Annotated in this window: 11 protein-coding genes; 3 read left to right on the forward strand and 8 right to left on the reverse strand. The window is 70.0% G+C overall.

Going from position 1 to position 13,792, the window contains the following annotated elements; genetic code table 11:
* Window positions 1-19: 19 nt before the first annotated feature.
* The gene (locus tag ACZ58X_RS13380) at window positions 20-436 is read right to left on the reverse strand and encodes a hypothetical protein (RefSeq protein WP_470333784.1); all 417 of its coding nucleotides are present in this window, start codon (window positions 434-436) and stop codon (window positions 20-22) included.
* Between the two features lie 50 nt (window positions 437-486).
* Between ACZ58X_RS13380 and ACZ58X_RS13385 the strand changes: the two genes are divergently transcribed.
* Window positions 487-1,458: a diacylglycerol/lipid kinase family protein gene (locus ACZ58X_RS13385; protein WP_470333785.1), complete on the forward strand. Its 972-nt coding sequence runs from the start codon at window positions 487-489 to the stop codon at window positions 1,456-1,458.
* A gap of 370 nt (window positions 1,459-1,828) precedes the next feature.
* A complete protein-coding gene (locus ACZ58X_RS13390; RefSeq protein ID WP_014138019.1) occupies window positions 1,829-2,080 on the forward strand; it encodes a WhiB family transcriptional regulator in 252 nt (83 codons plus the stop codon).
* 489 nt (window positions 2,081-2,569) lie between these two features.
* Here the strand turns inward: ACZ58X_RS13390 and ACZ58X_RS13395 are convergent, their stop codons facing one another.
* From ACZ58X_RS13395 to ACZ58X_RS13425, 7 genes are all read right to left on the reverse strand, one after another.
* Window positions 2,570-4,090, reverse strand: a complete 1,521-nt coding sequence (locus ACZ58X_RS13395; protein ID WP_470333786.1) for a sensor histidine kinase — start codon at window positions 4,088-4,090, stop codon at window positions 2,570-2,572.
* Between the two features lie 479 nt (window positions 4,091-4,569).
* On the reverse strand, window positions 4,570-5,628 hold the full coding sequence (locus ACZ58X_RS13400) for an SIS domain-containing protein (protein WP_470333787.1): 1,059 nt from the start codon (window positions 5,626-5,628) through the stop codon (window positions 4,570-4,572).
* Window positions 5,629-5,915: 287 nt separating this feature from the next.
* Entirely contained in the window at window positions 5,916-7,229 is a 1,314-nt protein-coding gene (locus ACZ58X_RS13405) for an extracellular solute-binding protein (protein ID WP_470333788.1), read from the reverse strand.
* Window positions 7,230-7,647: 418 nt separating this feature from the next.
* On the reverse strand, window positions 7,648-9,201 hold the full coding sequence (locus ACZ58X_RS13410; RefSeq protein WP_470333789.1) for a glycoside hydrolase family 3 protein: 1,554 nt from the start codon (window positions 9,199-9,201) through the stop codon (window positions 7,648-7,650).
* Window positions 9,202-9,207: 6 nt separating this feature from the next.
* Window positions 9,208-10,035, reverse strand: a complete 828-nt coding sequence (locus ACZ58X_RS13415; protein ID WP_470333790.1) for a carbohydrate ABC transporter permease — start codon at window positions 10,033-10,035, stop codon at window positions 9,208-9,210.
* Entirely contained in the window at window positions 10,032-11,060 is a 1,029-nt protein-coding gene (locus ACZ58X_RS13420; protein WP_470333791.1) for a carbohydrate ABC transporter permease, read from the reverse strand. Before ACZ58X_RS13420 ends, ACZ58X_RS13415 begins: the two co-directional genes overlap by 4 nt.
* Before the next feature lie 90 nt (window positions 11,061-11,150).
* Window positions 11,151-12,434 (reverse strand): extracellular solute-binding protein, encoded by a 1,284-nt coding sequence (locus ACZ58X_RS13425; protein WP_470333792.1) that lies wholly within the window; start codon window positions 12,432-12,434, stop codon window positions 11,151-11,153.
* A gap of 337 nt (window positions 12,435-12,771) precedes the next feature.
* On the opposite strand from ACZ58X_RS13425, the gene ACZ58X_RS13430 reads away from it, so the two are divergent.
* On the forward strand, window positions 12,772-13,563 hold the full coding sequence (locus ACZ58X_RS13430; RefSeq protein WP_375894047.1) for a GntR family transcriptional regulator: 792 nt from the start codon (window positions 12,772-12,774) through the stop codon (window positions 13,561-13,563).
* Window positions 13,564-13,792 lie beyond the last annotated feature (229 nt).

Here is a 13,792-nt window from a genome sequence, read left to right on the forward strand (position 1 = left end):
GGGGGTGTGGTGCGGGCGCTCAGCCCTCCGGCTGCGCGTACAGGGCCGCCGTCGACCTCGGGTTCAGCAGCGCGCCGATGCCCCCCAGGCCGAGCAGCCCGACCAGCGCACCGACCGCGATCATCGCGCCGCCGCTCTGGATCATGTAGTAAGCGACCGGCAGGCAGATCGAGTTGGTCAGCACGGCGGGGCTGCGGCCCCAGCGGCGCTCCTTGAGCAGCGCGCGGGCGGCCAGTATCGGCAGCACCCCGAGCAGCACGATGACCAGGCCGCCGAACTCGTTCAGGGCCAGCTGCTTGGCCTGGCCGGACAGCGCGGACACCATGTCCGAGACGCCGACGACGGCGAGCGCGGCGCCCTCCAGGGCGGTGATGGCGGCGCCCAGGGTGAGCGGCACCGGGCGGGTGGGTGCGGGTGCGGAGGATTCTGCGGTCACTCCAGCAGGGTAGCCGCCGGTCGGTCCGTACGGCCCCGTAGGCTTTCCCCATGCGCGCTCTCCTGGTCGTGAACCACAAGGCCACCACCACCAGTGGCCGGACCAGGGACGTACTGATCCACGCGCTGCGCAGCGACCTCAAGCTGGACGTCGCCGAGACCCAGTACCGGGGGCACGCGCACGACCTGGCCCGGGACGCCGCCCAGGACGGCACGGTCGACCTGGTGGTGGCGCTGGGCGGGGACGGCACCGTCAACGAGGTGGTGAACGGGCTGCTGGCGCACGGCCCGGGCGAGAAGGTCCCGCGACTGGCCGTGGTGCCGGGCGGTTCGACCAATGTCTTCGCCCGCGCGCTGGGCCTGCCCAACGACCCGGTGGAGGCCACCGGCGCCCTGCTGAACGCGCTGGAGCGCGGGCACGAGCGGCCGATCGGACTGGGCAAGGCGATGACCGAGGGACTGCCGGACCGCTGGTTCACCTTCACCGCCGGCCTCGGCTTCGACGCCGGTGTGGTGGGCCGGGTCGAGGAGCAGCGCAGGGCCGGGCGCAGGTCCACCCACGCCCTGTACGTCGGGCAGGCCCTCCGGCACTACTTCACCCAGCGTGAGCAGCGCCGCTCGGGCCCGGTGGCCTTGGAAATGCCGGGCCGCGAGGCCGTTCCGGGCCTGGCGCTGACCATAGTCAGCAACACCTCGCCGTGGACGTTCCTCGGCAACCGTCCGGTCTACCCGTCGCCCCTCGCCTCCTTCGACACGGATCTCGACGTCTTCGGCATCACCCGGATGACGGCGTTCGGTACTGCTCGAACGATCCGTCAGATCCTGCGGTCGTACGCGCCTTCGAGCGACGGCGCCCCGCCGGCCGGGCCCTCCGGAAAGCACGTCGTCTCCTATCACGACGTCAGACACTTCACCTTGGTTTCCCAGGAACCCGTGCCGTTCCAGGTCGACGGGGACCATCTTGGAGACCGGAGTCGCGTCAGTTTCACAGGCGTTCGGCGGGCACTGCGTGTGATTGTGTGACCGGAAGGGGGGTTCGCCCTTCTTCTCGAACGCACAAGCCCCCTTCACTCCATAGAAGTACTGGCTGTGAGCTAGGCGACACCGAAGAATCAAAAATTCCTCCCCGAAGGGGGTTGTATCCGAGCCCGAGGTTTGCGAACCTCTACATGGCGATCGGGACACATCGCAGCGACGGCGACTCCGGAACCACAGGAGCACCGACCGCGGGGTGTCCCTCGAATCGCCGAATCCCCTCCCAGCACAGACCACCCGGGCCCGATGGGCCTTTGGTCTCTTTTGCTGTTGTGGGATTCGTGAAAGCGTTCACATTCACAAGCCATTCGATTATGCCGATCGGGCCACCCCCCGCGGCAGGAGGAGTTGGACGACCATGGACTGGCGCCACCGCGCTGTCTGCCGCGAAGAGGACCCGGAGCTGTTCTTCCCGATCGGGAACACCGGTCCTGCTCTGCTGCAGATCGAGGAAGCCAAGGCCGTGTGCCGCCGCTGTCCGGTGATGGAGCAGTGCCTCCAGTGGGCCCTCGAGACCGGCCAGGACGCCGGCGTCTGGGGCGGCATGAGCGAGGACGAGCGTCGCGCGATGAAGCGCCGTGCCGCCCGCAACCGCGCCCGCACCGCCTGATCAGCAGCATCTGGTCACACGCCGTAGCACCAGCAGTAACCGTAGTACCGATCAACAACCGATCAACACATGATCAAAGGCTTCCCTGCACCTCCTGGTGAAGCCTTCCGCACCAAGGGCCTTGCTGTGCGAGGTCCCGCGACACCGAACCGTCCAGCCACTTGATACTGTTCACTGAGAGCAATATCGTGGAGCTGAGGCGCTCACCGTGTGCAATGCACATGTGAGGTGTCGCACCACCCAGAGCCCCCGCTCCGGCCGACTCCCCCCGACGGCCGGAACGGGTTGAGAGGCCCTGTCGACCCACCCCCCCCGGTCGACAGGGCCTCGTTTCTGTTTCCGCGCGTCTCCACCGCGCCTCCGCCGGTTCTCCACCCCGGCTCCGTCCCGGCTCCGCCCCGCCTCCGCCTCGGCCCCGCACGCCGGGCGCGCGGAGCGTGCACCCGGCGCTTCCACCACGCGCACGCCCCCGTCGCGCAACCCGACGCATCAACGCACCGGGATCTCCAGGATCACCTTGGTGCCGCCGTTCGGGCCGGCCACCATGTCGAAGGTCCCGCCCAGCTCACCGGTGGCCAGCGTCCGGACGATCTGCAGACCGAGGTTGCCGGCCGTCTTCGGGTCGAAGCCCTCCGGCATGCCGCGCCCGTCGTCCTGCACGGTGATCAGCAGGTACTCCTCCGGCTTGGCACCGCCGTTCCAGCTGTCCGACCAGCCCATGCCGGTCGCCGGGGCCCGTCCGCGCAGCGCGCTGACCTCCAGGTTGCCGGAGGCCGTCGGACCGAAGGCGTGTTCCAGCGCGTTCTGCAGCAGCTCGGTCAGCACCATCGACAGCGGGGTGGCCACCTCGGCGGAGAGGATGCCGAAGCTTCCGCTGCGGCGGGTCGCCACCCGGCCGTCCTGGGACAGCTCCATCGCCATCGCCAGCACCCGGTCGGCGATCTCGTCGAAGGCGACCTGCTCGTCCAGCGCCTGGGAGAGCGTCTCGTGCACGATCGCGATCGAGCCGACCCGGCGCACCGCCTCGTCCAGCGCGGCCCGGGCCGACTCGGACTCCATCCGGCGGGACTGCAGCCGCAGCAGGGCGGCGACCGTCTGCAGGTTGTTCTTCACCCGGTGGTGGATCTCCCGGATGGTGGCGTCCTTGGTCATCAGCTCGCGGTCACGGCGGCGCAGCTCGGTGACGTCCCGGCAGAGCACCAGCGAACCGGTCAGCGTCCCCTTGGGCTTGAGCGGGATCGCGCGCAGGGTCACCACTCCCCCCTGCACCTCCACCTCGGTCTGCCGGGGCGCCCAGCCGCTGGCCAGCTTGACCAGTGCCTCGTGGACGGCCGCACGGGACGGCGGGACGAGGTCGGCTGTGGCCCGGCCGAGGTGGCTGCCGACCAGGTCGGCGGTGAGGCCGAGCCGGTGGTAGGCGGAGAGCGCGTTGGGGCTGGCGTAGGTGACGATGCCGTCCGCGTCCAGGCGGATCAGGCCGTCGCCGACCCGGGGCGCCGCGTCCATGTCGGCCTGCTCGACGCCGGGGAACGGGAAGCTGCCGGCCGCGATCATCTGGGCCAGGTCGGAGGCGCTCTGCAGGTAGGTGAGCTCCAGCCGGCTGGGGGTGCGCACGGTCAGCAGATTGGTGTTGCGGGCGATCACCCCGAGCACCTTGCCCTCGCGCCGGACCGGGATCGACTCGACCCGGACCGGGACCTCCTCGCGCCACTCCGGATCGCCCTCGCGCACGATCCGTCCCTCGTCGAAGGCGGCGTCCAGCAGCGGGCGGCGCCCGCGCGGGACGAGGTGGCCGACCATGTCGTCCTGGTAGGAGGTCGGCCCGGTGTTGGGCCGCATCTGTGCCACCGAGACGTAGCGGATGCCGTCCCAGGTGGGGATCCACAGCACCAGGTCGGCGAAGGAGAGGTCGGAGAGCAGCTGCCACTCCGAGACCAGCATGTGGAGCCATTCCACGTCGGCCCCGGTCAGGGTGGTGTGGCGGCGGACGAGTTCGTTCAGCGAGGGCACATGGCGAGCGTAGCGCCGAGGCCCGGCGGCGGGCTCGGCGGACTGTCCGCTGGCGGTGGATGACTGTCCGGAGTTGTTTAGACCAATTTGCCGACCGGCCTGGACAACCCAGATTGGTCTAGTCCACAATGAAAGGGCACCAAGGAGAGGCCCACCGCGCAACTGCCCTGACCGCGCGCGGCTTCTCCTCGGTCGGACGCCGCCGAACGAGGACCCCGCACAGTCCTCGATCGACACCGGCGCCCGACGACAGCTCCGGGCTGCGGTGCCGCATGGGTTGAGGGTCCCGTGTCGGCGCCGTGGCCCGTAGTGCTTTCCGGACCCGTTTCCGCCGCTCAGCGAACCGGCCCCCGTCCACAGCCTGTGGACGGGGGCCGGTTCCGTTCCGCCGGGCGAGCACCCGCCGGGTCGGAGCGCCCCGGAGGCGAGCGGGCGAAGAACAGCGCGTCCGGGCGAAGATCAGTGCGCCCGGGCGAAGATCAGTGCGTCTCGGTGACCTTGGCCAGGGCGCGCGGGGCGTCCGGGTCCTGGCCGCGGGCGATGGTGACCTCGTAGGCGAGCTGCTGGAGCGGCAGGATCTCCAGGATCGGCTGGACCTCCTCGGGCACGCCGGCCGGCAGCGCGAAGCCCGCCGAGGCGGCGTCCACCTGCGCCTGCTGCCCGATCACCACGAGGTCCGCGCCACGGCCCCGCAGCCGGTCCAGCACCGGCTGGAGGGCCTCGCCGCCCTTGCCGTCCGGGACGATCGCGATCACCGGCGAGACGTTGTCCACCATGGCCAGCGGTCCGTGCAGCAGGTCGGCGCCGGAGAACGGGGTGGCCGGGATGTAGGTGGTCTCCATCAGCTTGAGCGCCGCCTCGCGGGCGGTCGGGTAGCCGTAGCCGCGCGAGGTGATCACCAGGCGCTGGGCGAAGCGGTAGCGCTCGGCCAGCGCCTTCACCTCCGCCTGGCGGGCCAGCACCCCGGCGGCCAGGCCCGGCAGCTCCTTGGCCGCCGAACCGTCCCCGCCGCGCAGGCCCTCGACCAGGAGGTAGAGCGCCAGCAGCTCGGCGGTGTAGGTCTTGGTGGCCGGCAGCGCCTTCTCCGGCCCGGCCAGCACGTCGATGTGGAACTCGGACACCTCGGCCAGCGGGGAGTCCGGGTTGTTGGTGACGGCGAGGGTGATCGCCCCGGCCTCGCGGGCGGCCTTGGTCGAGGCGACCAGGTCCGGCGAGCCGCCGGACTGGCTGACGGTGATCACCAGGACGTCGGTGAGGTCCGGCTGGGCCCCGTACGCCGTGGTGGTGGACATCGAGGTCAGGCCGGCCGGCTTGCCGAGCAGGATCTCGATCAGGTACTTGGCGTAGAGCGCGGCGTTGTCGGAGGTGCCGCGCGCCGTCAGCAGGACGAAGCGGGGGCTGCGGGCGGCGATCCCGGCCGCGATCTCGCGGATCTTCGGGGCTCCCTCGTCGAGGATGCGCTGGAGGACGGCCGGCTGCTCGGCCATCTCCGCCGCCATGATCCGGCCGGGGACGGAAACAGTCTGCGGGTCGGACATCTGGATTGCCTCCGATGAGATGGGTCGACCCCGCCCGGGCGGGTTGCCCGGCGGGGACCTCTACGGCGGCGAGTCCGCACACTCGCTGCGGTTCTTGCTGGGCAATCCTACGAGCGGGCCACCGCCGCGGCACCCCCGAACCGGCCCCGAACCGGCCCCGGAGCCGGACCCGGCGGCGAGCCCGGCGCCGCACCGCCCCGGCGCCGCACCGGCCCGGCGCCGCACCGGCCCGGAGGCGGGCGGGAGGCAGCCCGGAGACGGACCGCGGCGGCGGGGCGGACCGGGCGTCAGGACGGGTTGTTGATCAGCTGGTCGATCGCCGCGTCGGCGTCCTTGGTGGCCTGGTCGACGGACTTGCCCTTGAGGATCGCGGTCAGCATGTCGGGGATGATCTTCTGCTTCTCGACCGCGCCCCAGCCGGGGGCCAGCGGGGTGAACCAGGCGTCCGGGACGGCGTTGGCCGCGGCGGCGGTGGTGGGCTTGTTCTTCAACGGGTTCAGCTGGTTGAGGTTGTTCGGCAGGATGTCCTTGTCGGCCAGTGCCTGTTCGGACTTGGTACTGGTGAACATCCGGATCCAGTCGGCGGCCGCCGCCGCCTGCTGGGACTTGGCGGTGACGGCGAGGTCGGAGCCGCCGATGAAGGTGGGCAGCGGCTTGCCGTCCGGGCCGGGCATGGTGGCGACCTTGACGCTGTCCTTGAGGCCCGAGTCGCCGGTGACCGGCGCGATCACGCTGGCCGCCTCGAAGCCGTTGCCGTAGAAGGACGCGGCGTGGCCGCGCGCCATCGCCTCGAACTGGTTCTGCTCGTTCTGCGTCAGGTCGCCCTTGTTGTACTTGCGGACGAGGTCCACGAAGTGGCCGATGCCCTGCTGGGACTTGGCGTCGTGCAGGGTGCCGTGCCAGTTGCCGGAGCTGTCGAACTTGGCGATGCTGCCGCCGTACGCGGCCACGTAGCTCATCGCGGCGTACCAGTACGGCCCGGGCAGGTAGAGCGGGGAGAAGGTCCGGTCCGATCTGTTCTTGTCGGCGATCTTGTCCAGGGCGGTCATCAGCTCGCCCTCGGTCTTGGGGAACTCCGCGCTGCCGGTGGCCTGTTGGAAGGTGGTGGAGTTGTAGACCGCGACCCGGGCGCCCGCGTAGTAGGGCACGCACCACAGCTTGTCCTGGTAGGTGCAGGTGTTGGCGAGCGCCTTGATCCAGCTGTCGGAGTTGTCGAAGGTGGTGCGGTCCACCGGGGCCAGCGCGCCGGAGAGCACGTACTTCATCGTCTCGGTGTTGCCGAGTTCGACCACGTCGGGGGCGCTGCCGTCGCCGATCGCCTTGTCGAGCTTGCCGACCTTGTCGGCCCAGCCCTGGTAGACCAGCTTGAGGGCGACGTTGGGGTACTTCGCCGCGAACTCGTCGTTGACCCGCTGGACCAGGTCCGGCCAGTTCTTCTGGGCGTCGTCCATCAGCCAGACGGTGACGGTGCCGGCGGCGGCCTTCGGATCCGCGGCGGAGCTCCGGCCGTCGCCCGAGGGTGATCCGGTCGAGGAACAGGCCGTCAGTGCGACGGCCAGCGCCACGATCCCGAGCGTCGAAACGAGCTGACGCTTCTTCACGCCATCCTCCGAGGGTTGTCCAAGAACGGTGGTGCCCGCCGACAGCGTGATTGGCGCCCGCGGCGGAGAGTCCTGGCGGGGGCGGCGAAGAGCTTCGAGGAGGGCGCAATACCACAACCGGTGAGTTCGATTTCGAACCGGTTGCATGGACTCTGGCCTAGACCAACTGTGGTGTCAACGGCCAACAGGCCTTGTAACCAAGGCCGTTGCCGACCCGTTGTACCGCGTGGCGATCAGTTGTCGGGCCGTCACCCTCAGTGGGACTTAAGGTGGATTTAAGGCTGTCTTGAGGGAACACGGTCACCCGGCGGACGCCCGGGTCGACACCGGGGAAACGCGACGGGCCCGCCATGCGACATGCGCATGACGGGCCCGTCGGCGGGCGTCCCCGGCTCCGGCCGGCGACGCCCGTACGGTCTCAGCCGACCGCTCCCGGCTGCCCGGTGAGCACCTCCACGGCCGCCAACCCGCAGACCCGGGCGGCGCCGTGGGTGGCGATGTACAGCGCGCCGACCGGCTCGGACTGGGGCAGCCCCATCTCCACCACCGCGGCGTCCGGCCGGGCCGCCACCAGGCGGGCCAGCGCGGCGGCCATCCAGGCGTGCCGGTGGGCGTCCCGGACCACCAGCACCAGGCGGCGGCCCTCCGCCCCGGCAACCAGCTCGGCCACCAGGGCCTCCAGCAGCTCCGGCGCGGCCTCGGCCGCGGCCACCGCACGGGTGCGGGTGCCCGGGAAGCGGTCGGCCAGCATGCCGGCCACGCCCCACGGGGTCACGTCGCCGACCGCGATGTTCGGCTCGTCCGAGAACGAGGCCACGTACGGGCGCTCGCTCACCGGCAGCACCTCGCGGCCCGGCGCCCGGACCACCTTGAGCGCCCGGCGCGCGGCCCGCAGGCCCACCGCGAGGTCCGGCTCGGCCTGCTCGCCCTGGGCCGCGATCCGGCCCCAGCTGCCCAGCGCCCGGACCCGGTCGGCGGCGTCCGCCAGCCGCTCCTCGGTGAGCCGGCCGGAGCGCACGCCCGCCACGATGGCGTCGCGCAGCATCAGCACGGTCTCCTCGTCGGCCAGCCCGCCGCCGACGCAGATCGCGTCCGCGCCGGCCGCGAGCGCCAGCACGGTGCCCTCGCCCATCCCGAAGGTGTCGGCGATGGCGCCCATCTCGATCGCGTCGCTGACGATCAGGCCCTGGTAGCCGAGGCCGCCGTCGGCCGGGGCGGCGCGCAGCAGGTCGCGCAGCACGGTCGGGCTCAGGGTGGCGGGCAGCTTCGGGTCCAGCGCCGGGACCATGATGTGGGCGGTCATCACGGCCTTGGTGCCGGCCGCGATCGCGGCCTGGAACGGGATCAGGTCACGGGTGCGCAGCACGTCCAGGTCGACGTCGATCACCGGCAGGCCGTGGTGCGAGTCCACCGCGGTGTCGCCGTGGCCGGGGAAGTGCTTGGAGCAGGCGGCCACGCCGGCCGACTGGAGGCCCTCCACCCAGGCGGCGGTGTGCCGGGCGCACAGCTCCGGGTCGGCGCCGAAGGAGCGCACCCCGATGACCGGGTTGCGCGGGTTGGAGTTGACGTCCGCGGTGGGCGCCCAGTTGTAGTTGACGCCGGCCGCGGCCAGCGCCCGGCCCAGCTCGCGGGCGACGTCCCGGGTCAGCGCCGGGTCGTCGATCGCGCCGAGGGCGAGGTTGCCCGGCCAGGACGAGCCGGAGCCGGCCTCCAGGCGGGTGACGTCGCCGCTCTCCTCGTCGATCGCGATCAGGAGGTCGGGGTTCTCCGCGCGCAGCGCGCCGGTGAGGGCGGACAGCTGGTCGAGGTCGACCACGTTGCGGTCGAACAGCGCGACCGAGCCGAGCCCGGCGGCCAGGTGGCGGCGCAGCCAGGCGGGCGGCTCGGTGCCGACGAAGCCGGGCTGCAGGACGGTCAGGGCGTCCCGGTGGAGCTGGTCGCTGTCCGGGACGGTGGGTACGAGGATGCTCACGGTGGCTCAGCCCTTCACGGCGCCGTCGGTCAGACCACCGACCGCCTTGCGCTGCAGGAAGACGAACAGGATCAGCACGGGGACGGCGAACATCGTGGAGGCCGCCATGGTCGCGCCCCAGTCGTTGCCGAAGGCCGTCTTGAAGGACGACAGCCAGAGCGGGAGGGTCTTGCCCTGCTCCTTGTTGACGATCAGGACGAGCGGGAACTCGTTCCACGCCGTGATGAAGCCGAACAGCGAGGTCGACATCAGGCCCGGGGCCAGCAGCGGGAAGATCACCTTCACGAAGGCCTGGGTGCGGGTGCAGCCGTCCACCATGGCCGACTCCTCCAGCTCCTTCGGCACCGCGGCGATGAAGCCGCGCAGCGTCCAGATGGTGAAGGGCAGGACCATCATCATGTAGAAGAACGTCAGCGGCAGCAGGCTGTTCAGCATGTCGTTGTCGCGGGAGATCATGTAGACCGCGATGGTCATGACCTCCCAGGGCGCCATCTGGGCCAGCATGATGACCAGCACGAAGGCCTTGCGGCCGCGGAACCTCATCCGGGCGACGGCGAAGGCCGCCAGGGTCGCGATCACCAGGGAGATCAGCACCGCGCCGACCGTGACGGTGAGGCTGTTGGTGACGTACGTCCAGAAGTCCGGCGCGTTGACCGCGGTGGTGAAGTGCTCGAAGGTCGCGTCGAACGGGATGAAGACCGGCGTCTTGCTGATGATGTCGTTGTTCTGCTTGAACGCGGTCGCGATCATCCAGTAGACGGGGAAGATGAAGAAGACGATGAGGACGACCGCGATCACGTTCGGCCAGGTACGTCCGAAGAGAGAGCGCCTCACAGCTCGTCCTCCTGCTTGATCATGATGCGGAAGTAGTAGGCCATCAGGACGCCCAGCATCAGGATGGTGAGCACCGCGATCGCGGCGCCGACGCCGTAGTGCTGGCTGCCCGAGCCCTCCAGGAAGGCGTGCACCGGCAGGGTCCGGGTGAGCTTCTCGGGGCCGCCGCCGTTGATCGCGTAGATCTGGGTGAAGGACTTGAACACCCAGATGACCTCCAGGAAGGTCGTGGCGAGGAAGAACGGCTTCAGGTTCGGGAAGATCACCGAGCTGAAGATCTTCGAGGAGCCGGCGCCGTCCATCCGGGCGGCCTCGTAGAGCTCCTTGGGGATGGTGGTCAGCCCGGCGTACATGTTGAACGCCACGAAGGGGATCGACATCCAGACGATCAGCAGGATGACGACGAAGAACGTCGAGTACTCGTCGCTCATCCAGTTGTAGTTCGCCATCGAGTGCCAACCCAGCTTGTCCAGGCACCAGTTGACGACACCCCACTGCTCGTCGAACAGCCAGGTGTAGACGGTGGTCGCCGCGACGACCGGCATCGCCCAGGCCATCAGCAGGGCGATCGACAGCGCCAGCCGCATCTTCTTGCCGAGGCTGTTGAGCAGCAGGCCGACCAGGGTGCCGCCGACCATGATCAGCACCACGTTGACCAGGGTGAAGGCGACGGTGCGACCGGTGACCGACCAGAACTCCGGGTCGCTCAGCTGCTCCTTGTAGTTGTCGAAGCCGGTCCACTCGGTCAGGTGCATCACCAGCTGGCGCCGGTTGAGGTCCTGGAACGACAGCAGGAAGGTCTTCAGCAGCGGCCAGCCGAGCAGGACGATGGTCGCCACGATGGCCGGCAGCAGCAGCAGGTACGGCGCGGAGCGGGCGCCGAGACCGGGGCCGCTCGCGGATCTGGTGCCCTTCGGCGCGGGGCCCTTGGCTCCGCCGCCGGCGGCACTGGTGTCAATCTCGGCCACCGCAGCCTCCCCTGACTCCGGGGACCGCGTCTGCACCCGGTCCGAATGCACAGCCATCGTTCTCACTTCCTCACAACCCGGCCACGACGGACGGGCGCCGCCCACCGACCCCCCGCCGGGGGCCGGTGAGCGACGCCGCTCAATGCCTTAGTTCTTCTGGTTGAGCCGCTTGGCGATCTCGTCGTCGTACTTCTTCGCGGTGGACGCGTAGTCGCCGCCCTGGAGGACCGCGGTCAGGAAGTCCTTGATCGGGTTCGGGGTGTTCTCGACGCTGGCCCAGTTCGGGGTGTTCGGGGTGATCCCGCCGACCGCGGTGGCGGCCTGGGCGGCCTTCGCGAAGTCACCGGTGAGCTGGCTGTTCAGCGCCGGCTTGTTCGGGATGTTGCCGGCCGCGGCGACCAGGCCCTCGTTCTTGTCGTTGAGGGCGATCTTCAGGAAGTCCTTCGCCATGGCGGTGTTCTTGCTCTGCGCGGAGATCGCGAGGTTCGAGCCACCGATGAAGACGCCGGACGGCTTGTCGGCGGTCTTGCCCGGGATCGGGAAGAAGCCGATCTTGTCCTTCGGCATCTCCTTCTCCAGCGGGAGCTCCCAGCCGAGGGCGATCATGGTGCCGACGTTGCCCTTGGCGAAGACGTCCTTCTGCTGCGGGGTGGCCTCGTCCTTGTCCTTCGGACCGGTGAGCGAGTGGCTCTGCAGCGTCTTGTAGGTCTCGAAGGCGCGCTGCGCCTCGGGCGACTCCAGGCCGCCGACCCACTTGCCGCCCTCCTGCTTGGCGATCTTGCCGCCCTCGCCGGTGAGCAGACCGAAGTAGGTGTACCACTCCTGGCCCGGCAGGTAGATCGGGTCGACGACGCCCGGGGTGGCCTTGAGCTTGTCCAGGTCGGCGTAGAACTCGTCCAGGGTCTTCGGCGCGTCGGTCAGGCCGGCGGCCTTCCAGAGGTCCTTGTTGTAGGCGACCACGCGGTTGGAGACCCACCACGGGGCGGCGTACTGCTTGCCGTCCAGCATCGCGGCCTCGTTCTGGTTGGCGGCCCAAGCGTCGCCACCCAGCGCGGACTTGTCCTTGGTGATGTCCAGCAGACCACCGGTGGCGGCGTAGCCGGAGGTCTGGGTGTTGCCCAGCTCCAGGACGTCGACCGAACCCTCGGACAGTGCGGCGGTGATCTTCGGGCCGATGTCGGTCCACTCCTGGGCCTGGAAGTCGACCTTGGAGCCCGGGTAGGTGCTCTCGAACTCGGCCTTGACCGAGTCGGTCCAGCCCTTGGGGGCGGAGCCGGTCATGGTCCACACCTTGAGCGTCTTGCCCTTGTACCGGTCGGCCGACGTGGAGGACGAGGAACCGCCGTCGTCCTTCTTGCCGTCCGAGCCACAGGCCGCGAGACCGACGACCATTGCTGCGACGCCGACCGCCGCGATGAGCTGACGCTTCACGCCATCCTCCTGAGGGATGCCTGGGTTACCCCCGTCGGGCGGCAGCGGCAGACCCACGCAAAGCGGGAGAACAGGTGCCGCGGACCCCTTCGAGCGGGTGGGGGGATTCATCGTTACCGGCCTAGTGGTGTAGACCAGATGCCTGGAGCTTGGCCTAGACCAATGGGCCTGTCAACGGCTGTTCGACCGATCTCGACCACCCGTTATCAAGCCGACACCGCACATCGTTCATCGCGTGATGAGGTATTCGTTCCGTAGCCATACATGCAACGATGTGATCCGTTAACGATGTGGCGGGGCGGTAAAAGGCCCCGCGAGAAGCGGGAGAACAGGTCCGATGAGCAGCGACGGGGGATCCACCGCCCAGGCCGACGACCCCGAGGTGAAGAACCTCCCGACGCAGGCCGGCGCCGATCCGACCGCGCGCGTCCCCAAGTACTACGGCCTCAAGCGCCACCTCCTCCAGCTCACCGAGACCCAGCCCGCGGGCACCCCGGTCCCGCCCGAGCGCGCGCTGGCCGCCCAGTTCGACACCTCGCGCACCACCGTGCGCCAGGCCCTCCAGGAGCTCGTCGTCGAGGGCCGCCTGGAGCGCATCCAGGGCAAGGGCACCTTCGTGGCCAAGCCCAAGGTCGCCCAGGCGCTGCAACTCACCTCCTACACGGAGGACATGCGCGCCCAGGGCCTGGAGCCCACCTCCCGGCTGATCGAGATCGGCTACATCACCGCCGACGACCGGCTCGCCCCGCTGCTCGACATCAAGCCCGGCGGCCGGGTGCTGCGGATCGAGCGGCTGCGCCTGGCCAACGGCGACCCGATGGCCATCGAGGTCGCCCACCTCTCCGCCAAGCGCTTCCCCGCCCTGCGGCGCAACCTGGCCAAGCACAACTCGCTGTACGCGGCGCTGCGCGAGGTCTACGGGGTCACCGTGGCCGAGGCCGAGGAGACCATCGAGACCACCCTCGCCAACCCGCGGGAGGCCGGCCTGCTCGGCTCCGACCTGGGCCTGCCGATGCTCCAGCTCTCCCGGCACTCCTTCGACGCGGACGGCGACCCGGTCGAGTGGGTGCGCTCCATCTACCGCGGCGACCGCTACAAGTTCATCACCCGGCTCCAGCGGCCGGAGTAGCGGCAACCGGGGCGGCCGACCGCGTTCGGGGCGCGAACCCCGGACAGGACCCTCCTCCCTCACCACGGGCACCGGCGCGCGCGACCCGCGCGCCGGTGCCCGTTCGTGTCCGGATGGCGGAAAGTTGCGTCATATCGGGTGACATGGATCACCCCATGCTCTAGATTGCGCAGCCGTACTGACTGCCGATCACCGATGGTGCTGCCCGGCGGGCTCACGGGGGTGCCCG

It is taken from the genome of Kitasatospora sp. NPDC040550 (assembly GCF_055594965.1).